The organism is Pseudomonas gingeri, assembly GCF_013385635.1.
Classification (GTDB): domain Bacteria; phylum Pseudomonadota; class Gammaproteobacteria; order Pseudomonadales; family Pseudomonadaceae; genus Aquipseudomonas; species Aquipseudomonas gingeri_A.
In genome coordinates this window covers 87,768-110,785 of sequence record NZ_JACAPR010000013.1, presented here as the reverse complement: position 1 = coordinate 110,785, position 23,018 = coordinate 87,768, and the positions used below count along the sequence as shown (strand labels likewise).

General features: G+C 63.1%; 10 protein-coding genes. 8 read left to right on the top strand and 2 right to left on the bottom strand.

What is annotated here, in order from left to right:
- Nucleotides 1-8: 8 nt before the first annotated feature.
- Nucleotides 9-881: a LysR family transcriptional regulator gene (locus tag HX851_RS41390; protein ID WP_177063881.1), complete on the bottom strand. Its 873-nt coding sequence runs from the start codon at nucleotides 879-881 to the stop codon at nucleotides 9-11.
- Nucleotides 882-969: 88 nt separating this feature from the next.
- Here HX851_RS41390 and HX851_RS41385 point away from each other — a divergent pair, with 88 nt between their 5' ends.
- A complete protein-coding gene (locus HX851_RS41385; protein WP_177056782.1) occupies nucleotides 970-1,908 on the top strand; it encodes a DMT family transporter in 939 nt (312 codons plus the stop codon).
- A 225-nt stretch (nucleotides 1,909-2,133) separates the two neighbouring features.
- Nucleotides 2,134-3,210: a 4-hydroxyphenylpyruvate dioxygenase gene (gene hppD / locus HX851_RS41380; protein WP_177056783.1), complete on the top strand. Its 1,077-nt coding sequence runs from the start codon at nucleotides 2,134-2,136 to the stop codon at nucleotides 3,208-3,210.
- 133 nt (nucleotides 3,211-3,343) lie between these two features.
- Here the strand turns inward: hppD and HX851_RS41375 are convergent, their stop codons facing one another.
- The gene (locus tag HX851_RS41375) at nucleotides 3,344-3,985 is read right to left on the bottom strand and encodes a DUF1345 domain-containing protein (RefSeq protein ID WP_177056784.1); all 642 of its coding nucleotides are present in this window, start codon (nucleotides 3,983-3,985) and stop codon (nucleotides 3,344-3,346) included.
- 366 nt (nucleotides 3,986-4,351) lie between these two features.
- Between HX851_RS41375 and HX851_RS41370 the strand changes: the two genes are divergently transcribed.
- The 6 genes from HX851_RS41370 (at nucleotide 4,352) to HX851_RS41345 (ending at nucleotide 23,018) form a co-directional block, all read left to right on the top strand.
- Nucleotides 4,352-5,485, top strand: coding sequence for a substrate-binding domain-containing protein (locus HX851_RS41370; RefSeq protein WP_177056785.1), 1,134 nt, complete (start codon nucleotides 4,352-4,354; stop codon nucleotides 5,483-5,485).
- Nucleotides 5,486-5,754: 269 nt separating this feature from the next.
- Nucleotides 5,755-18,225: a filamentous hemagglutinin family protein gene (locus tag HX851_RS41365; RefSeq protein WP_177063880.1), complete on the top strand. Its 12,471-nt coding sequence runs from the start codon at nucleotides 5,755-5,757 to the stop codon at nucleotides 18,223-18,225.
- Between the two features lie 200 nt (nucleotides 18,226-18,425).
- On the top strand, nucleotides 18,426-19,028 hold the full coding sequence (locus HX851_RS41360) for a transposase (RefSeq protein ID WP_177063879.1): 603 nt from the start codon (nucleotides 18,426-18,428) through the stop codon (nucleotides 19,026-19,028).
- 131 nt (nucleotides 19,029-19,159) lie between these two features.
- Nucleotides 19,160-20,713, top strand: coding sequence for a ShlB/FhaC/HecB family hemolysin secretion/activation protein (locus tag HX851_RS41355; RefSeq protein WP_369680896.1), 1,554 nt, complete (start codon nucleotides 19,160-19,162; stop codon nucleotides 20,711-20,713).
- Nucleotides 20,714-20,736: 23 nt separating this feature from the next.
- Nucleotides 20,737-22,581 carry a DUF2341 domain-containing protein gene (locus tag HX851_RS41350; protein ID WP_177063877.1) on the top strand — a complete coding sequence of 615 codons (1,845 nt, stop codon included), beginning with the start codon at nucleotides 20,737-20,739 and terminating at the stop codon, nucleotides 22,579-22,581.
- Between the two features lie 11 nt (nucleotides 22,582-22,592).
- Nucleotides 22,593-23,018 carry an ExbD/TolR family protein gene (locus tag HX851_RS41345; RefSeq protein WP_017128493.1) on the top strand — a complete coding sequence of 142 codons (426 nt, stop codon included), beginning with the start codon at nucleotides 22,593-22,595 and terminating at the stop codon, nucleotides 23,016-23,018.

Genomic DNA, 23,018 nt, shown 5'->3' with positions numbered 1-23,018 from the left:
GTGCGTGCTCAGCGGTAATCGAAACCCTTCGCCAGGTCGATAAAGGCCTGGGTGGCGGGAGAGACCTCGCGCCGATCGAGCACGGCGATGCCGATCTGGCGCTTGACCGGCGGTGACAGTGGCCGACTGATATAGCCCGGAGCCGGATGTTCGGGCAATGACTGTTCGGCGACCACTGTCACACCTTCGCCACGGGCTACGGCGGTCAGGATGCTGAGCAACTGTGCGGTGCGGTAACGCACATCCGGCACCAGGCGCTGGGTGGCAAACAGTCGGGAGACCAGTTCACCGGAGCCGGCCCCCGTAAGTATGAACGGTTCCCCGCAGAGGTCCCTCAGTTCGACCGACGCCTTCCGGCCAAGGGGATGATCCGCCGGCAGCAGTGCGACCATCTGGTCCTCCACCAGGGCGAAGGTATCGAAGCGTTCTTCGGGCAGGACCACAAAGCCGACATCGATGCGCCGATCCTCCAGCCATTGCAGCACTTGTCGATCCGGTCCCTCATCGACATGCACCTGGATCCCCGGATGTTCGTGCCTGTAGCGTGTGAGCAGCGCCGGCAGCAGCTTGCTGGAGGCGGTCGGGCCAAAGGAGCCGATACGCAGGGTGCCGCTTTTCATGCCCCGGGCATCGGCGGCCTCCTGTTTCAAGGTGTCCGCCAGGCCAAGCATGGCCCGAGCCCGTTGCAGCAACTGGGCGCCGATATCGGTCAGTTCCACCTGGTGCTGATGGCGACGAACCAGCTCGACCCCCAGCTCCTGCTCCAATCCCTTGATCGCGTGGGATACGGCGGACTGGCTGATCCCGAGCCGTTGGGCGGCTGTGGTGAAACCTTGCAGCTCGGCCACCAGGGAAAACACTTCCAGTTGGGTCAGGGTCATGAGCTTTTACTCATTTTACGATGATCGAGGATAACTAAAATAATACGTGCAGGTTAGCAACAGGTCGGGCCAGCGCCCAGGAGAAAACATGCATACCCAGGCACCTGCCTTCAGCCCCAGTAATGATCTGTGGGTGTATTTCAAGCTCGCCGGGGTCTCGATGATCTGGGGCGGGACCTTTGTCGCCGGGCGCTTCCTGTCCGCTGATATCGCGCCGTTGCTGCTGGCCAGCCTGCGCTTCCTGCTGGCCAGCGTGATCCTGCTGGTGTTTATCGCGGTGGCGCGTATCCCGCTGGTGCTGCCGGATAAAAAGCAGTTCGCTCAACTGGCGGTGTTGGGTTTTTTCGGCATCTTTCTCTACAACCTCTGCTTCTTCTACGGCCTGCACTACATCAACGCCTCGCGAGCGTCGCTGATCGTGGTGCTGAACCCGGCGGTGTTCGGGCTGGCGTCGTGGCTGTTCTTCAAGGAGCGCCTGAGTCCCCTGAAAGTGCTTGGCATCCTGGTCTGCATGGGCGGAGCGGGGCTGGTGATCGTCAGCGGCAACCGCAGCCCGTTCGAAGGCGCGAGCCAGGCCTGGATCGGCGACCTGCTGATCTTCGGTTGCGTGCTGTCCTGGGCGGTCTACTCGCTGTTTTCGCGCGACCTGACCCGGGCCCTCGGTCCGCTGACCACCGTCACCTATTCGATCTGGCTCGGCACGGCGATGCTGTGGCTGGCGACCTGGCTGCGCGGGGAGGCGAGTCTTGAAGTGATCGGCGCCCTGAATCCGCCGCAACTGCTGAGCCTGGTGTACCTCGGCGGCCTGGGTTCGGCACTGGCCTATATCTGGTACTACGACGGTATCCAGCGTATCGGCGCGACGCGCGCCGGCGTATTTATCGGCCTCAACCCGCTGACCGCGGTGATCTGCGGCGCACTCTTGCTGGGCGAGCAACTGACGTCGATCATGTGCCTGGGCGGCGTGCTGATCCTCGCCGGCATCTACCTGTGCAACCGACCGCCACGGTTGTCGCGCAAGGGTTGATGAAAAGGGCTGGATGAAAAAGGGATACGGACAAAACGGTTTACGCCATGTAGAATCAATTTACGCCTATAAGAATAACGTCTCATGAAGCTACTTGGGTTCCAACTGATCTTCGGCGACTTCCTTGCCCGCAGCGTGCGGGGAATTTCCTGTGCGCCACCCGCCAACGTCCGCATTGATAGCAACTAACTGACCGTTACTTGATAAAAATGATGAGGCGTCACCATGACCGATATCTTCGAAAACCCGATGGGCCTGATGGGCTTTGAGTTCATCGAATTCGCATCGCCGACCCCGAACACCCTGGAGCCGATCTTCGAGATCATGGGCTTCACCAAGGTCGCGACCCACCGCTCCAAGAACGTGCACCTGTACCGCCAGGGCGCGATCAACCTGATCCTCAACAACGAACCCCACAGCGTGGCCTCGTACTTCGCCGCCGAGCACGGTCCGTCGGTATGTGGCATGGCTTTCCGTGTGCAGAACGCCCAGAAAGCCTACGCCCGCGCCCTGGAACTGGGTGCCCAGCCGATTCATATCGCCACCGGTCCGATGGAACTGAACCTGCCGGCGATCAAGGGCATCGGCGGCGCGCCGCTGTATCTGATCGACCGTTATGGCGAGGGCAGCTCGATCTATGACATCGACTTCGTCTACCTCGACGGTGTCGACCGCCACCCGCAGGGCGCGGGCCTGAAGATCATCGACCACCTGACCCATAACGTCTATCGCGGGCGCATGGCCTACTGGGCGAAGTTCTACGAGACGCTGTTCAATTTCCGCGAAATCCGCTACTTCGACATCAAGGGCGAATACACCGGCCTGACTTCCAAGGCCATGACCGCCCCGGACGGCATGATCCGCATCCCGCTGAACGAAGAGTCTTCCAAGGGTGCCGGGCAGATCGAAGAGTTCCTGATGCAGTTCAACGGCGAGGGCATCCAGCACGTGGCCTTCCTCACCGACGACCTGGTCAAGACCTGGGACCAGTTGAAGAAGATCGGCATGCGCTTCATGACCGCGCCGCCGGAAACCTACTACGAGATGCTCGAAGGCCGCTTGCCGAACCATGGCGAACCGGTCGCCGAACTGCAATCACGCGGCATCCTGCTGGACGGTTCGTCGCAAGAGGGCGACAAGCGTCTGCTGCTGCAAATCTTCTCGGAAACCCTGATGGGCCCGGTGTTCTTCGAATTCATCCAGCGCAAGGGCGACGATGGTTTCGGCGAAGGCAACTTCAAGGCGCTGTTCGAATCCATCGAGCGTGACCAGGTCCGGCGTGGCGTGCTCGCCACCGAGTGACGTCCTACACGATGATCGTTCCCACGCTTTGCGTGGGAATGCCTCACGGGACGCTCCGCGTCCGCTCTGCAGGTGACGCCGAGCGTCATGGGCTGCATTCCCACGCGGAGCGTGGGAACGATCACAGGCGTTTTCAGCCAAACAACCCCGCCGCGATATTGATCGAAAACCCCAGGATCGCCGTGTTGAACAGGAAGCCGATCAGCGACTGCGCCAGCACCACCTTGCGCAACGCCTTGGTTGCGACCCCGACATCCGACGTCTGCACCGCCACGCTGATGGTGAACGAGAAGTACAGGAAGTCCCAGTAGTCCGGATGCTGCTCGCCATCGGCAAAACGCAGCGGCGGGTCCCCGTCCTGCGACAGATAAAACTGTCGCGCATAATGCACGCTGAAAATCACCCCGATCAGCAACCATGAGCCCAGCACCGTCAGCCCGGTAAAACCGTAGCGCAGCGCCCTGGCATGGCTGTCCAGATCCTTGCTGCCGGCCAGTTCGAACGTGATCGCCGCGAGACTTGCAATCGCCGCGATGGACACCATCAACAGCACCAGTCCGGCATTTTCGTCCTCGCGTTCGACAAAGCGCTGCACATCCTCGGGCTTGGCCATCACCGTCAACCACATCATCAGTGCCAGGTAAGCCCAGACGCCGGCATTCCAGCCGACCAGGATCTTGTTCAGCACAGGGCTGACCGGAGCGAGGACACCCACCGTGAGGCCGAGGAGGGCGGCGAGGGTCAGGCGCGGATGGGTACGGGCTAAATGGGGCATAAAGGCTCGCTGTCGCAAATTGTTCATGCACCTTAGCATGCGGCTCCGACAGAACTCGGGTTCCTCGTCCTGTCATATCCGCGCAAGGCCTGCCCATGTCTCGCCACCTGTAGCGACGGGCTCTTTGCCACTCCCGTAAACCCCCCGCGATAACACGATAAAACCCTGCAAACACCCGAGAATTTATTTAAAAATCAAGGGGATTCACCCGAGGTTTTTTCCTTTATCTGTCACCGGAACTTGAGAACTTCTGCTCCATGGCCTCACCCCACAAGCCATCTGGAACACGGCAATTGGCAGAGCGCCATGGCGTCATGAACGAGCAAAAAAAACTCAACGTACGAACACGACGAAAGGAGATTCTTCATGTTTAAGCGCACGATGATCGCAGCGTCCCTGGTTGTTGCCGCCCTGGCTTCGGCCCAATCGATGGCTGCGGTAGTAGGTGGTGGTGCCACTCTGCCAGAAGGCCTGTACAACGATTCGGCATTCCGTCCTTCGACTTTCGATGTTTACGTCGGTGTCGGTAGCGGCGCGGGCAAGACTGCCTTCCTGAAAAACGACGCCACTCAATTCGGCAAGGCTGCTGGTGTTCCCGTCAGCTACGCCGGTAGCGATTCGATCCTCTCCAGCGGCTCGGCTACTGCTGACCTCGATGCCTACAACACTGCCCACAACACGGCTGGCATTGCCAACGCCGCCAACTGGGGGCCGCTGATCCAGATTCCGTCGGTGGGTACTTCGGTCACCATCCCGTACAACAAATCGGGTATCACCAACCTCAACCTGACCAGCGCCCAGCTGTGCCAGGCGTTCTCCGGCCAGGCCGCAACCTGGGGTGCGCTGCTCGGCACTTCCGACAACACCCCGATCGTCGTGGTCTACCGTTCCGGTAGCAGCGGTACTTCCGAGGTACTGTCGCGTCACCTGAACAGCCAGTGCCCAACCCTGTTCACCACCAGCAGCACCTTCACTACCGCTCAGACGGGTGCAGAGCCTGCCAACTGGGTCGCTGTAGCAACCAGCGGTGATATGGCTACCACCGTGGCTGCCACTCCTGGTGCCATCGGTTATGTCGGTCCGGACAGCGTCGACGCCACCAACAACGCCGTGGTTGCCAGGGTCAACGGTCTGCTGCCAACCGTCGGTAACGTGACCACTGCCTTGAGCGCCATCGCTCCACCCACCGGTACTGCCCGCAACAACCCAGTCAACTGGGCTCCAGTACTGGCTAACCCCGCTACTGGCTACAGCCTGGTTGCGTATACCTTCCTGGACATCGGCCAGTGCTACCGTGATGCTGCTGTCACCACTTCGGTACGTGACTTCATGACCAAGCACTACGGTGCAATCGTGAACAACGATTCGATCATCACTGCCCACAAGTTCATTCCATTGAGCGGTACCTGGAAATCCGCAATTCGCGGTGCCTTCCTGACTTCCAACAGTCTGGCAGTCGGCGACACCAGCGTCTGCAACGGCATCGGCCGTCCGCTGTAACCTTCGGGTTTCATCGGCTTTCACCCGGAACCGGCGGTAGCCCAAGGCTATCGCCGGCTCTTCCATTCGGGGTGTTTTTTCCTCCCGGACCGAGGCCTCCGCGAGCGTCGATCCAGTCAATCCGGCCCCGCCATACACGTCTTCATGAACTTTCCATGACAAGCGTTCGGTCCCGTCCCTCGCCAACCGCCTTCTTCTTATTAGCCGTGCCTGCGCCCCGGGTACCGGTGTTCAGCAATTTCCGTGCAACAGGAAAAGGAACAGTCGTGATGCGTCTCCTCAAAAACCAACCCGAAGCGTTTTCCGGCAACACGGGTACCGGTCCCTGGCACCTCAAGCCGCTGGCCCAGGCCATTGCGTTGCTGCTGGTCGCCGGTGGCGCGCAGGCGCAACCGCTGGCGTTCAGTTCGAATTGGTTCGCGGCCAAGGGCGCGGCCCAGGCGTCAGGGGCGGCGCGACCCGGTGTGACGCCAGGTTCGCCACCGCCGTTGGCGCAACAGCAACGGGCCAACCAGGTGCTGCAACGCTCCCTGACCAACCTCAACAACACCGTGGCGGCCATCGCTGCCCAGCAGGCGGCGCAGGCCGCAGGCCGTTCGGCCGCGCTGATCGCGCCGCAGACCATCCACAATGGCCTGGGCGGCAACGGCCTGAACTTCGTGATCGGCCCGGATGGCAAGCCGCTGTTCGTCAACGCCGAAGCACCGGTGCAGACCGATAGCAACGGCAAGACCAATGTGTCGATCAAGCAGACCGCCGACAAGGCAATCCTCAACTGGGAAACCTTCAACATTGGTCGCGATACCACCCTGGAGTTCCAGCAGAACGCCGACTGGGCGGTGCTGAACAAGGTCAACAATGCCACCGCGCCGAGCCAGATCCAGGGCCAGATCAAGGGCGCGGGTACCGTGATGGTGCTCAACCAGAACGGCGTGATCTTCAGCGGCAGCAGCCAGGTCAACGTGCGCAACCTGGTGGTGGCGGCCACCACCATGAAGGACGAGGACTTCCGCGACCATGGCCTGTACAACGGTACCCAGCCGGTGTTTACCGGTGCCGGGGGCAAGGTCGAGGTGCAAAGCGGGGCACGGATCGAAACCCATGCCCCGGCATCTTCCACGGCAGGCGGCGGCTATGTGCTGTTGCTGGGCTCGGAAGTCGAGAACGCCGGCACCATCAGCACCCAGAAAGGCCAGACGTTGATGGCGGCCGGCGACAGCTTTGTGATCCGCAAGGGCTACTCCACCGACGGCAACCCGAATTCGACCACCCGTGGCAACGAAGTCAGTGTTGTCCGCGACAATACCAGCGCCGCCGGCAAGGTCACCAACAGTGGCCTGGTCATGGCGGCCACCGGCGATATCACCCTGACCGGTCACGAAGTCATCCAGAACGGCGTACTGCTCGCCAGCACCTCGGTCGATACCCGTGGCACCCTGCACCTCAATGGCACCGGCAGTGGCGCCAGCGTGGTCCTCGGGGAGGGCAGCACCAGTGCGATCCTGATCGACAACAGCAGCGCCCTGAATAGCCAGCTCTCCGGCCAGACCGGGCCGATTACCAACGCTACCGACGATATCGTCGGTGCCGGCAACGACCGCCGGGCACTGTCGCGCGTCGAGATCAACAGCGACGGTACCGTGGATTTCCGCAATGGCTCCATCACCCTCGCCACCGGCGGCCAGGTCATGGTCAATGCCGGCCAGCGCAGCCTTGTGCGCGATGGCGCGATCATCGACGTCTCGGGGGCTGTCGGTGTGCAGGTGGCGATGGAAGCCAACAGCATCAAGGTCAATATCCAGGGCAACGAACAGCGCGATGCCGCAGTCAACCGCGATGGCGGCAAGCTCAACAGCACTGACGTCTGGGTCGATGTCCGCGACCTGGTGTTCGTCCCGGCCGGTACCAACGGCTACCCCACCGACCGCTGGTACACCGCCGGTGGCTTGCTGGAGGTCAGCGGTTACCTCGGCACCCAGGCCCACGGCATCGGCGAGTGGATGGCCCAGGGTGGCGTGGTCAATTTCACCGGCAACGATGTGGTGACCCAGGCCGGTTCGCAGATCAATGTGTCCGGCGGCACCCTGGATGTGCAGGGCGGGATGATCAAGCAAAGCTGGCTCAAGGGCGCCAACGGCCGGCTGTACGGAATCTCCAGCGCCCCTGGCGATATCCTCTACACCGGTATCTACAAAGGGTATGAGTCCACCAGTACCCGCTGGGGCCAGACCGAGTATTTCTATAACCCGTTGCTGGCGCCCCGCGAACGCTACGAAAGCGGCTATGTCGTCGGTCGCGATGCCGGCAGCCTGGTGATCGGCACCCGCAATGCGGTGCTCGAAGGCAATGTTGTCGGCGACACCTTCCAGGGTGATCGCCAGACCCGTGCGCCCCAGGCCGGCCTGGATGGCTACAACCAGTCGCAAAAGGCCGCCGCGCGTGGTGCGCAACTGGTGGTCGGCAACTACGTCCCTTATTACGTCAAGTCCAGCGGCTTGTTGCAATACGCATTGGGCGCCGATGCCAACACCCTGAAGAACGTGATCCTCAACCAGAGTAGCGAGCAGATCGCCGCCGGACTGGACCTGAACACTGCCTTGCCAGCGGATCGCCAGGGCACGCTGGTACTCAATACCGACCGACTCAACGGTTTCAACCTGGGCGCGCTGAAAGTCGCGACCACCGGCACTATCACGGTCGACAGCGCGGTGCAGGTCGGTAATGGCGGGGCGATTACCCTGTTCGGTCCTCAGGTCGACGTGAATGCCAACCTGACCGCACGCGCGGGGACCATCCAGCTCGGCAACGTGCTGCAGCAGTTCGGCAGCAACGGGCTGGCGGACAGCACACTCGGCGGTGCCGGTCGGGTGACGGTGGGGCAGGGTGTCAAGCTCGATGCCCGCGGCCTGTGGACCAACCAGATGCTGGAGACCGGCAATAACAGCGGCCTGGCCTACCTGAACGGCGGCACCATCTCGCTGCGTAGCAGCGGTGACCTGACCCTCGGCACCGACAGCGTGGTCGATGTGTCCTCGGGGGGCGCCCTGTTGTTCAAGAACAAGCAGCAGGGCGGCAAGGGCGGTGACGTGACCCTGGCGGCCAATGCCAATGTCTCCACCGGCACCGGCAAGCTGACCCTGGGCGGCGAGATCCGCGGTCAGGGTGTGAACGGTGGCGGTACCCTGTCGATGCAGGCCGGCAAGGTGCTGATCAGCGACTCGGCGACCAGCGCCCCCGCCGATACCCTGCTGCTCAATGGCGGGTTCTTCAACAAGGGCTTCTCCGCCTATGACATCAAGGGTAACCAGGGCCTGATCGTTGCCGATGGCACCCAGGTCGATGTCAGCATGCCGGTGTACCGTTTTGGCGAACAGGCACTGGCTACGCCCGGTGGCGGGGACCCGTCCGCAGCCCTGGAAACCTGGACCCCGCCGGTCTACCAGGAGGATGCGATCAAAGGTGTGCTGACCCAGCGCAAGGGGGCCAGCCTGAGCCTGCAAGCCGGTACGTTGCTATCCACCGCGGCGGATATGGCCACGGTCGAGGCCGTGATCGGCAAGGGCGCGGTGATCAATGTCGATCCCGGCCAATCCATTGCCGTGCGCAGCATCGGCCAGTTGACGGTGGACGGCCGGCTCAATGCCTGGGGCGGGAATATCACCCTGGGGCAGGTGGCGCAATCCGGCACGACGACGGAAGTCCCCAATGCCGCCGGCCATGGCCGCTCGATCTGGATCGGCGAACAGGCCGTGCTGGATGTGGCGTCCCGTGCGGTCATCGCCGTCGACATCAAGGGCAATCGCTACGGGCAGGTACGTCGCGGTGGCAGTATCGTGATCGGCGGTGAAATCGATCACGCAACCGGCCAGGCCAGTGCCGCCGATCTGTTTGTGGTTATCCGCGAAGGCGCGACCCTTGATGCCTCCGGGGCACAGGCGACGCTGGATATTCCGGGGCAGGGCGCCATTCAGGTCGCCAGCGATGGTGGCAGCCTCTCCATCGCTTCGCGTAACGGCGTCTATCTGGATGGCAACCTGTTTGCCCGGGCTGGGGGTGTAGGGGCCGCGGGCGGCAGTCTCGCCGTGGCGCTGGAGTCGAACAGTTACCTGTCGCCGGCGGCGGATCGGGTCTTGCAATTGCGCGAACTGATCATCAGCCAGCATCGCGATGCCAGTCTGTTGCCGCTCGGCAGCGACGCCGATTCGGTTGCCAACAGCCTGGTCTACGGCCATGGCCGACTGGCGGCCGACCAGGTTCGCGACGGCGGTTTTGGCAACCTGGCCTTGCTCAGCAACGGCGTGCTGAGCTTTGACGGTGATGTGAACCTGGCCTTGAACCAGAGCCTGTCGCTGTATTCCGGCGCCCTGGGCCTGGCCGAATCCTCGGCGGCGAATGCCCGGATCCAACTGTCCGCGGCCTATGTCCGGCTGGCCGGGTTGGCGCCTATGGGGAAAGACTTCCATACGTCGCCAACCTTGCGTACCGGTACTTCCACGCAAGCCACCCAGGGCATATTCGAGGTACAAAGCCAACTGCTGGATGTCCGCGATCAGGTCCGCTTCGGTGCCCGGGGCACTATCGCTCAACAGGCGGGCCCCCTGACACTGGACCGCCGTGGCTTCGAGCAGGTGAACCTGCGCAGCGAAGGCGATATGCGCTTGCTCGCCAGCACCGGGACCATCCCGACGACCTCCCTGATCACCCCCGCGGCGCTCGGCCTGATCGCCGCGCAGATCTATCCGGACACCAATGCCCAGGCGCTTATTTCCGCAAAACGCGTGGATATCGGGCGTACCACGGTGACCACGCCACGCGTGCCTTATTCGGCATTCGGCCGCTTGACCGTCGAGGCGGACCTGATCAACCAGGGTGGTGTCCTGCGGGCGCCACTGGGGTCACTGATTCTCGGACGCAGCGACGCCGGTCCGGGTAATCCTGTCGCCACGGCTGAGGTCAACCTGTTGTCCGGCAGCCTGACCTCGGTCAGCGGCAAGGGTTTGGTCATGCCCTACGGCGGTACGGTCGACGGTATCACCTACCTGTACAACGGTGTGCCCCTGGACAAGTCGCTGTTGAGCAATGAAGACGGCAAGGTCCCGCGCGGTATCGAGTTGCGCGGCCAGTCGGTGGCGGTGGACGAGGGCGCGGTGGTCGATGTCTCCGGCGGCGGCGACCTGACCGGTGCCGGCTTTATCTCCGGGCGCGGAGGTTCCACCGATGCGCGTTTCAACCCGCTGGTGCAGTTCAATGCCGATGGCAGTTTCACCTTGCCGGGGCTGTCGACCAATCCGATCTATGCAATTATCCCCGGAGTCCAGGCCGGCTATGCCCCTGGCGGCTCATCGGACCCGGTAGTGGGCCGGCAGATCACCATCGGCGCGGGCGTGCCCGGCCTGCCGGCGGGTATCTACACCTTGCTGCCGTCGTCCTATGCGCTGTTGCCGGGAGCATTCCGGGTCGAGATCAACGGCCTCTCCGGGCAGGGTGGCGTCCTGGGTGCGCAGGCCATGCGCAATGGCTCCTGGTCGACCTCCGGGTCGCTGTCCATCGCCGGCACCGGTATTCGCGACAGCCTGTCCAGCCAGGTGATCGTGACTTCCGCCGATGTGCTGCGGCGTTATTCCCAGTACAACGAAACCAGCCTCAGCAGTTTTATCCTGGCCGATGCCGCCAAGCTTGGCGTGCCACCGATTCTGATGGCCCGCGACGCCAAGGCCTTCGACCTCAAGTTGGACCTCAATACTACCGGGCGCCCCAGCTTCAGCTTCTCCGGCCAGTTGCTGGCCGAGCGGGGTGCCGGCGGCAATGGCAGTACGACTGCGATCACGACATCCCAGGGCGGAATCGAGGTGGTGGCCAAAGGCGCGACGGCGACCTCTGGGTTCGTTGGCGTTACGCTGGAGGATGCCGACCTGAATGCCATCGGTTCCAAAAGCCTGGCACTGGGTGGCGGGGCGACCGCTGTGTATGGACAGGGTGGCAACTACATGACCTTCAAGAACGCCGGTGCCGTCACGTTGCGCAGTGGTGCCGGACTGGTCGGGCCGGAAGTTTTCCTGGTGGGTGATGTGGTTGTGGAACAGGGGGCGAGCATCAGCACCCTGGGCCAAGGTGCGGCTGCTCGCCAGGGTGCGGGCTACATCTATGCCCCCGGGACCGTCAGTGTATTGGCGGTGTCCAATGATCGACTGAACGTCCTTGCGCCCGAAGCCGGTGGTAGCAGCGGCATTCGTATCGGTGTCTGCGGCACGATTTGTTCCGGCACGACCAGCCTGTACTCCGAAGGCACCCTCGTGATGGCGACCAACAACACCTTCGCCCTCGATGAGTCCGTGCGCTACGGCACCCGCCACCTGACCCTGGCGGTGGGTGCGATCAACGCCGGCAGCGCCCAGTCACTGGCCGACATGGCCGCCAACAACGCCTTGCCCAGCGGCCTGATGCTTAACCAGGCCGTGCTCGATCGCCTGTTGCGTGGCGATACCAGCACTGGCGCCCCGGCCCTGGAAACCCTGGAACTGAGTGCCCGGGACGCCTTCAACTTCTATGGCGACGTGACCCTCGACACCTACGACAGCGTCACCGGGCAATCGCGGCTCAAGGAACTGGTGCTGACCACGCCGGCCATCTATGGCGCCGGTACCAGCGCCAACAACGCGACCATCCGCACCGCCGACCTGATCTGGAACGGCGCCCAGGGCAAGCCCGGCACGGTGGTCAACGGCGGAGCGGGGACCGGCAGCGGCAACCTGAATATCCAGGCCGAACGCATCGAGTTCGGCTACGGGCCCAATACCCAACCCGGCACACTGCCGTCCTATGACCGCCTGGCCCTGGGCTTCGCCAATGTCAACCTGAGTGCCAGCGACCGCATCACCGCCAACCACAAGGGCAGCCTGGCGGTGTACCAGAGCCAGGGCGCCTATGTCGAAGGCAAGGGCTACAGCTACAGTGGTGGCAACTTGAACATGCTGACGCCGCTGCTGACCGGCGAGGCGGGCTCGGTCAACAAGATCACCGCCGGTGGGGCGATCCAGATGTCCGCGCCGGCGGGCTCGAGCCCTGGCGATGCGACACTGGGCTCCGGCGCCCTGGGCGCCGAGCTGTCGTTGTCGGGCAAGAGCATCGTGCTCGACACCCGCATCGCTCTGCCCAGCGGCAAACTGACCCTCGCCGCCGAAGGCGACCTGACCCTCACCGACGCGGCGCGGATCGATATGTCCGGGCGCAAGGTCACCCTCAATGATGTCGACAAGTACAGCTGGGGCGGCGATGCGACCCTGCAAAGCCGTACCGGCAACATCCGCCAGGCGGCCGGCTCGGTGATCGACCTGCGGGCCGTCAACAACCAGGCCGGCACCCTCAAGGTCGTGGCACTGGATCCTTCGGCTGGCCTGGTGGACCTGCAAGGGCAGATCCTCGGCAGCAGCAGCGGCTACTACGATGCCGGCGGCACCCTGGTACCGTACAAATCCGCTGGCGTGGATATCCGCGCCCAGCGCCTGGGGCTTACCGGCACCCTGGACAGCCAGTTCGCCGCCCTCAACCAGCGTCTCAACGACGGCCAGGTATTCGGCTCCCGCAGCTTCCAGCTCAAGCAGGGCGACCTGAATATCGGCAGCGATATCAAGGCGGGGGATGTCAATGTCTCCATCGATAATGGCAGCCTCACCGTCAATGGCACCATCGACGCCAGCGGCGAGCGGGTCGGCAGTATCCGCCTGGCCGGCAAGAATGGCTTGACCCTGGGCGGCAATGCGCTGCTCGACGCCCATGGCAGCGTGCTGCGGGTCGACAGCTACGGCAAGATCATCGATTCGCCGAACCGCGCCATTGTCGAACTGAGCTCCGGCGACGGCACGCTGACCCTGGCCAGCGGTGCGCGTATCGATCTGCGTCACGGCACCGCGGCCAAGCCGGGGCAGGGCGACGGCCAGGCCCGTGGCACCCTGGAACTCAATGCCCCGCGTATCGGCAGCGATGGCCGGCCGACCTCGGCCGATGGCAGCCAGGGCCAGGATGCGGCGACCTATGGCGATATCGCCATCGATGCCCGCAGCGGCCTGATCATCCAGGGCGCCAAGTCCATCGCCCTCAATGCGGTACAACGTTATACCGATGCCAAGGATGGCGTCGATCAGGCGGCCAGTGGTCGTCCTTATCAATATATCGATCAGGACTACTTGAACGAGAAAGACAAGGACAGCGCCAAGTTCATCGAAAACGCCTTGAAGAACAATACGTTGCTCAACGGCAAACTGGCGGGCCTGCACAACGCGACCTATGACGATGTTTTCCACCTGCGTCCGGGTGTCGAGGTCGTCGCCAAAGGCGACCTGGTGGTACAGGGCGACCTCGATCTGTCCGGTTACCGCTACGCCAGCCTGCGCGCCGGCGAAGTCGGAGCGCTGGTGATGCGTGCCGGTGGCGACCTGGATATCTACGGCAGCATCAACGATGGCTTTGCCCCACCGCCGAAAACCCAGGACGACAGCGGTTGGTTGCTGACCGAAGGCAAACAGATGTTCGGCGGCGACGTGGTACTGCCCAAGGGCGGTATCGTACTGCAGCAGGACACGGCATTCCCGGCGGGCAAGGTGCTCAACTATGACCTGCCGATCCAGGCCCTGACCGTGGCGGCGGGCACGGTGTTGCCGGCCACCGGCACCCTGGGCGCGGCGATCAGCCTACCGGCGGGCACGGTGCTGTCGGGAGCGATCTACAACGCCAACGGCAGCCTGGCTTACGCGGCAGGCACGTTGCTCGATCAGCCGCTGGTGGTCGCCGCGGGCATGAAGCTGGGGGCGGGCACCCGTCTGGCCGGTAATACCGCGCTCGACGCCATGACCTGGCCGGCCGGCGTGCCGCTGCCAAGCCGGCCGCTGGCTTCGATCAACGACAGCAACCCCAATGTGGTGATGCTGGCGGGCTCGATCACCTTGCTCAAGGGTTCGGTGATTCCGTCCATGACTGATCTCAAGCTGGGTGGGAAGTCGATCGATCTGCGCGATGGCGCCCAGGGCAGCAACTGGGCCGTGGCGTCGATGTTGCCGGAAGGCTCGCAATCCTGGTCGATACGACTGGTGGCGGGGGCCGATACCGCTGCGGCGGACACACGCCTGACGGATCTGTATGCCGAGCACGGGACTATCCGCCTGGCGGATACCCACTATGGGATGACAGCCGTTCCAGCCGCGGGCGCATTGGTCTGGACCAAGGCCGGTTCGTTGGATATTTATGGTGACGAGAGCATGGTGGGTAAACCGATCGATTTTGATCTGATCGGTTGGCCAACCATGTGCGAGGATTCACCGAGTTTTTGTGCGGTCCCCCCTCCTGTATATCTCTGGACCAAGGAAGGTTCGCTGGATATTTATGGCGACGAGAGCATGGTGGGCAAACCGATCGATTTTGATCTGATCGGCTGGGCAACCATGTGCGAGGACTCACCGGCCTTTTGCAAGGCCCAGTCGTCTGACTATGCCCTTGAGCCGGGTAAGTCGAATTTCAGCGTCCTGCGCACGGGTACCGGAGATCTGGAATTGCTTAGCTCCGGCAATTTGAATATGGACTCGCTGTACGGTGTCTACACGGCGGGCTCATCGACGGCTGTCAGCTCCGACTTCAATCAAGCCAGGGGGCGCAATGGCAATCTTCTGCCCGATCAATTGGGAGGATACGAATCACTGGTCGACGGCGGTACGGGCAGTCTCTATCGCGCCTGGTATCCGGAGCATGGCGGCAACCTTCTACTGAGTGTCGGCGGTGACCTGAGCGGCGATGCACTGGCGCAGAAGCAGGTGGCAAGCGGTGATCCAATCCAGTTGTCCAGTGCTGCCGTGGGCAACTGGCTCTGGCGCCAGGGCAGCGGGGACGCATTGAGTCAAGGCGCGATACCCACCGCGTGGTGGATCAATTTCGGTACCTACACAAGCTTCAACAACACCAGCGTACTGACCGGCTTTACCGGCTTTGGCACCCTGGGTGGTGGCAATGTCGATGTTCGGGTCGGAGGAGATGCCGGTACCCTGGTGCAAAAAGGGGACTTCATCTCCACCGCGGGTACCCAGAGTACCGCGCTACGCAGCCAGGGGCTGGTCCTGGCCGTGGGCAGCACGGGCCGTGTCGGTACGGATGGCCAACTGATGCTCACCGGCGGTGGCGATTTGAACTTCCAGGTCGGTGGTGGCTTGAACCCGACCCTGGCCGCCCGAAATCCGCTGGACCTTAACGGTAATGCCCTGGCACCGATCCATGACCTGCAAGGTGCCCTCATCAACCTGCGCGGCAACCTGCAAGTGCAGGCCGGCGCGTTGGGCGGGATCGATCTGCGCTACGGACGTTTCCCGCAGCAGCACGATTCGACCGATACCCGGGCCTTTGATCCCTACACGGCCTCCCTGGCCAGTTCCACCGGTGGACTGGTATTGATCCCCGGTGACGCGACGATCAGCCTTTCGACCCGTGGCGATCTGGTCGTGGGCGGCGCCACCGATCCGGGCCGAGTGTTACAACCCAACAGTGTCGCGTTCGATGTAAATCCTGGTGCGGCGCCCCCCAATCCGTTCTCGGGTACTGGATATGGCTGGTTCTCGCTCTGGACCGATCACACGGCCATTGATCTGTTTTCGGCGGGGGGCAATCTGACACCGAGCACCCAGATCGGTGAAGTCAATACTTCCAATGCTCCGATCCAGGGCAAAAATACTTCTCCTACCGACGGCCGTTTTGTCTACCCATCCATTCTGCGTGCGGTAGCCGCCAATGGCAGCTTCTACTACGGGCCTTCGGCACTCTACAGTGCGAGCAATCTCGGCAGCGCCTATAACTATTCGTTGCTGTTGGCTCCTTCGGTCAACGGCCAGCTCGAGTTCCTTGCCGCTGATTCGCTGTACGGCGGCGGGTATGCGATCAATCAATCCGGTGCCGCAGCCAGTGCGATCGCTACACCGTTCAAACCGGCCTTTGTGGGTTACGACAGCAGTGGTACCAAGGTCGTCGATAACCAGGGTGGTGCGGGTGTTGCTGTCGATATCGAAAAAGGCCGATACCCGCTCTTCGCCTTTGGCGCGGATACCGCATCGACCCGCAGCAATGTCCTGCCTGCACGGTTCTATGCCCGAGACGGCGATATCGTCGGCTTGCGCACCGGTGAAATCCTTTCCTTCAACAATGGCAGCAATTGGTACGAAAGCGCCGGTCCGGTACGAATCATGGCCGGGCGCGATATCGTCAGCAGCGGAAAAGCCAAGGGGGACCTGGGGGTGCCGACTGATCAGGGGCTGTCGGTTGGGCAGACCACCGGCAACCTGTTCGCCCACAACGACCCGACCGATATTTCCGTGATCCAGGCCGGCCGCGACATTCTGTACAGCACATTCAACGTGGCCGGCCCCGGCACCCTGGAGATCAGTGCCGGGCGCAATATCCTGATGGAGGACAAGGTCAGTATCACCAGCCTGGGCGCCGTGGTGCCCGGCGATTCACGGCCGGGGGCGGATATCGTGTTGCAGGCCGGCATCGGTGCCAACGGTCCGGACTACGCGCGCTTTGTCGCGGCTTACCTGGATCCGGCGAACCTCGCCCAGCCGGGCGAGTCCTTGTCCGGGCAGGGCGGCAAGGTGGCCAAGACCTACGAGGCGGAACTGCTGGCCTGGCTGGCCGAACGTTATGGCTTCAGCGGCGATGTCGGACAGGCACGGGCCTATTTCGCGGCCCTGGCACCGCAACAGCAACGGGTCTTTGCCCGCGACGTATATTTCGCCGAGCTCAAGGCCGGCGGCCGCGAGTACAACCAGGTCGGCGGGCCGCGTGAGGGCAGCTACCTGCGGGGGCGCGAAGCGATTGCCGCGCTGTTCCCGGACACCGATGTGGCGGGCAACCCGATAGGTTACCAGGGCGATATCACTCTGTTCGGCGGCGCCGGGGTACACACCAACTTCGGGGGGTCGATCCAGATGCTGACGCCGGGCGGGAAGCAGGTGTTCGGTATCGAGGGCGCCGCGCCACCGTCCACGGCGGGCGTCATCACCCAGGGCTCGGGGGATATCCAGCTGTATTCCCAGGGCAGCATCCTGCTCGGCCAGAGCCGGATCATGACCACCTTCGGCGGCTCGATCATGGGCTGGTCGGCGCAAGGCGACATCAACGCCGGGCGCGGCTCCAAGACCACCGTGGTCTACACGCCGCCCAAGCGCGTGTATGACGGCTGGGGCAACGTCAGCCTGTCCCCGGCGGTGCCGAGTACCGGTGCCGGTATCGCCACCCTGAACCCGATTGCGGAAGTGAAGCCGGGCGATATCGACCTGATCGCACCACTGGGCACTATCGATGCGGGCGAGGCGGGAATCCGGGTCTCGGGCAACGTCAACATCGCCGCCCTGCATGTGGTGAACGCGGCGAACATTCAGGTCCAGGGCAAGTCCTCGGGTGTACCGGTGGTGGCGTCGGTCAATACCGGGGCGATCACCTCGGCCAGCGCGGCGGCGAGCTCGGCGACCCAGGCGGCGGACGACGTGGCGCGTCAGCAGCAGGCCAACGCCCGGCAGAACCAGCCTTCGGTGTTCACCGTGCAGGTACTGAGCTTCGGCCAGGAGCGCCTGGAACCTTCGCGCGACGGTGCCAGCCGTTCGCCGGCCTACAACCCCGGCAGCCCCGTGCAAGTGCTGGGCGCCGGTCCTCTGGACGAGCAGGCGCGGCAGCGTCTGACCGAAGAGGAACGGGGCAACCTGACCTTGTAATACCTGGTGTTTCTCCTCTGGGGGCGGCCGTGATGGCCGCCCTTTTTTTATGCCGGCAGACCGCCATGGAATGAAGCTTTTGTGACAAAAGTTCGGTAGCACAAGGCCAGCTCCGTCATGGATATGTGACGTGTGCAAGGGGCCGCAAGGCGACGATTCCTGAGGATGACGGGAAGGCGGGGAGATCGAGGATGGGGACTATGGAACGTTACTCGAAAGTGGGCATGCAGGAGCTGGACCAGCGTTTGTCGAAGATCGTCGAAGCGGCGCGCAAGAAGCCGGTGTCGGTCTACCGCTACGGGGCGCCGTGGGTCTGGATCGTCTCCCAGGAGGACTGGCAGGGGGCCTTGAAGGAGGTCTCCAGCTACATCCCGTCGGGGCACTCGCTGGTGCTGTTGCGCCCGCAGATCGATGACCTGCTGGACGACCACCGTGAAGTCCTGCTGGCGCTCAATGCCGACTCGAAGATGCTGATCGCGCCGCAGACGGTCATGCACATCCTCCTGCTGCAACTGCTGTATTCGGTGCCCAGCGAGCAGCAACTGTACGAACAACTCAATTACAACCTGCTGTTCCGCTGGTTCGTCGGCCTGGACCTGAACCAGAAGGTCTGGAACTTCAACATCCTCAGCAAAGACATCGCCACGCTGCTGGACAACCCGCGGGCGGTGACGCTGATCCAGAAAATCATCGGCGAGGTGTTCTGTGGCGCGCTGCTGCAGATGCCGGAGTTCTCCCTGAACTTTGCCCTGCTGCACACCTGGCTCGCCAGGCACGCGGTCACGGCGCTGTCGAGCAATTGATCGAACAAGCGGCGGGAAACACCGCCGCGACGGTTTCGAATTCATTCGAGACCTTTCTGAATTTAGGGGGCGGTGTGAAGCATCTGTTCTTCAAAGAGGCGCGAGCGATAAACGCCGGGCGCTGGCTGCCAGTGTGCGCGGGATTGGCCCTGGCGCTGCTGGGACGGCCAGTGTTGGCCGAGGAAGCTACCGCGCGCCTGTTGGATGTCAACGAGTACGTCGTGCGCGGCAATACCGTGCTCGATGCGCGGGATATCGAGGAAGCGGTGTACCCGTTTCTCGGCCCGCACAAAGCCCTGACCGATATCGAAGGCGCACGGGATGCCTTGCAGAAAATCTACCAGGCCAAGGGTTACCAGTCGGTGTTTGTCGAGTTGCCCGAGCAAAAGGTCGAGGAAGGCATCGTCTACCTGCAGGTCAGCGAGACCAAGGTCGGACGGGTGCGCGTGGTCGGTGCCAAGCACTACTCCCCGGTCGAGATCCGCGATGACGTGCCGGCCCTGAAGGAGGGCGAGGTGCCCAACTTCGCCAATGTCCAGGGCGAATTGGCGGCGTTGAACAAGACGGCGGGGCGGCAGGTCATGCCACTGGTTCGCGAGGGCCAGCGGCCCGGCACCATGGACGTCGACCTGCAAGTGGAAGACAAGAATCCCTGGCACGCCAGCCTGGGCCTGAACAACGACTACAGCGCCGACACCCAGGAACTGCGGGCGGTCACTTCGCTGGGTTATGACAACCTCTGGCAACGGGGTCACAGCGTTTCCCTGACCTACTTCACCGCGCCGCAAGAGCAGGACAACGCCAAGGTCTGGTCAGGGTCCTATACCGCACCCATCACCGATCGCTGGTCGGTGCAACTGTCCGGGTACAAGTCCGACAGTAACGTCGCGACCATCGGTGGCAGCAATGTCCTGGGCAAGGGCCACTCCTATGGCATTTCCGGAATCTACAGCCTGCCGGCATCGGATGCCTGGGCCAACTCGTTTTCCCTAGGTGTGGATTTCAAGGACTTCGAGGAGCAGCTCAAGTTCGGTGGCAGCAGCGACACCGTGCCGCTCAAGTACGCACCGATCACCCTGGGCTACAACGGCTATCGCTATACCGAGAGCTCCCAGCTGGGCCTGGGCCTGAGCCTGGTGGCCGGCACCCGGGCGTTCTTCGGTTATGGCAGCGACGGTCAGGAATTCGGCCGTAAGCGCTACAAGGCCAGTCCCAGTTTCACGGTGCTCAAGGGCGACCTGAATTACACCTGGAGCTTCCTCGGCGACTGGCAGAGCGCCTCGAAGGCATCGTTCCAGCTGACCTCGAGCCCACTGGTTTCCAACGAACAGATGTCCGCCGGTGGCGCCACTTCGGTGCGCGGTTACCTGGCGGCCGAGCGCACCGGTGACGAAGGTTATCTGCTCTCCCAGGAACTGCGCACACCTTCGCTGGCCAAGTTCCTCGGCAGCTATGTCCAGGAGTGGCGCTTCTATGTCTTCGCCGAAGGCGCCCAACTGTACCTGCGTGAACCGCTGATCGAACAGCAATCGGACTACAGCCTCGCCAGTGTCGGCCTGGGCACCCGCGCCAGCCTGGTCGACTGGCTGTCCGGCAGCCTCGACTGGGGCTACCCGTTGCTGGACGGACCGAACACCAAGAAACAGGACCCACGTTTGCACTTCAGCCTGCAAGCCACTTTCTGAACCCATAAAAAGGAGCATTTTTCATGCAGCGCCTGATGACTTTCCTGTTGATCTGCCTGGGCTTCGTGCTCCCGGCCACTGCCCAGGCCTGGTGGCAGGATGACTGGCATTACCGCAAGCAGATCACCGTCGACACCACGCCCCAGGGCGCGGCCATCAACGAGGCCCTGGGCCGCACCAGCCTGTTGGTACGCCTGCACACCGGCAACTTCACCTTCGACGGGGTCAAGGAAGACGGTTCGGACCTGCGCTTTGTCGCCGCCGATGACAAGACCGTGCTCAATTACCAGATCGAAAGCTTCGACCCGCTGATGGGCATGGCGCTGATCTGGGTCGATGTGCCGAAGATCGAAGGCGGCCAGCGCCAGGACATCTGGATGTACTACGGCAACCAGAAGGCCCCGGCCACCAGCAACGGGCAACTGGCCTTCGAGCCGAACTACACCGCCGTCTACCATTTCGACGGCGCGGCCGCCACGCCGCCCAAGGACGCCACGGCATTTTCCAACAATGCCCAGAATGCTACCGGCAACCGTATCGATGGCGTGATCGGCGGGGCGTTGCAGTTCGGCGGCCAGCCGCTGCTGCTGCCGGCCAGCCCGTCGCTGCAATACACCGCCGGCGGAGCGTTCACCCTGAGTGCCTGGGTACGTCTGGACCAGGCTTCGGGTGAGCAACTGTTGATGGCCCGTCGCGAAGGCGCTCATGCCTTCCTGCTCGGCGTCAGCCAGGGCATACCATTCATCGAGATCAACGGTCAGCGCGTGGTGTCGACCCAGGCACTGAATCCCGGTCAATGGCAGCACCTGGCACTGACCGCCCAGGGCAGCAAGGTGGCGGTATTCGTCAACGGTCGCGAAACCGCGACCCTAGCCCAGGAAGTGCCGGCCTTCAATTCGTTGATCGCGATCGGTGGCGACGTTCCGCCCGTGGCTGCCGCTGATCCGGCGGCGCCGGCTTCGAGTGCCTTCCAGGCCTTCAACGGCGCCATCGACGAACTGCGCCTGTCCAAGGTCGTGCGTCCCGCCGCCGCGCTGCTGGCCGATGCCTCGGCCCAGGGCGCCGAATCGAAACTGGTGGTCTATGGTGCCGACGAAGAACAGTCGGGCTTCGGCTTCGGCAGTCTCGGCTTCCTGCTCAAGGCGGTGCCGGTGGATGCCTGGGTGATCATCGCCGTGCTGGTGCTGATGATGATCCAGTCGTGGTTCATCATGATCCGCAAGAACCGCGCCCTGGGCCGCGTCAGCCGCGCCAACGAAGCCTTCCGCGAGCAGTTCGGCCAGATCGGCACGCGCCTGGAAATGTTCGCCGACGACCAGGACCTGGCCCGACGGCTGGAGTACTCCTCGCTGTGGCGCCTGTACCTGGTGGCGGTCAAGGAGATCCGTACCCGCCGCGCCCAGGGCGCCGATACCTCGTCGGTCTCGGCCGCCACCATCGAAGCCATCCGCTGCTCCATGGACGGCGTGCGCACCCGGGAAAACCAGCAACTGAGCGCCAAGCTGTCGACCCTCTCCAACGCCATTGCCGGCGGCCCGTACATCGGCCTGCTCGGGACGGTGCTGGGGATCATGGTGGTGTTCCTCGGTACGGCCATGGCCGGTGACGTCAACATCAACGCCATTGCCCCGGGCATGGCGGCGGCCTTGCTGGCCACGGCCATGGGCCTGTTCGTCGCGATCCCGGCACTGTTTGGCTACAACCGCCTGATCACCCGCAACAAGGAAGTCAGTGCCGACATGCGCGTGTTCGTCGATGAGTTCATCACCCGCCTGGCGGAAATGCATGGCGAGGGCCAGTCCCACGACAACGCTCGCGGGCGTGCTGCGCATGCCGATCATCACGTCGCCGACATGCTGTCGGTCTGAGGGGAACTGCCATGGCTTCCGTAAACACCTCCCATGACGACGATGACGATGCCGCCGTCGACAGCATCAACATCACGCCCCTGGTGGACGTGCTGATGGTGGTGCTGGTGATGTTCATCCTCACCGCCACGGCCCAGGTCTCGGGGATCCAGATCCACTTGCCCAAGGCCAGTGCCTCGGTGTCGTTGTCCGAGGCCAAGACCAAGGCCATCTCGGTCAACGACGGTGGCCAGGTGTTCCTCGACGCGTACCCGGTGACCTTACCGGAGCTGGAGGAGCGCCTGCGTATCGAGAAGGCGCAGAGCCCGGACTTCCCGATCATCGTGCGTGGCGACGCCACGGTGCAGTACCAGAAAGTGATCGAAGTGCTCGACCTGCTGCGACGCCTGGAGCTGTCCCAGGTCGGGCTGGTCACCGGCAAACCGAACCAGGGCTGA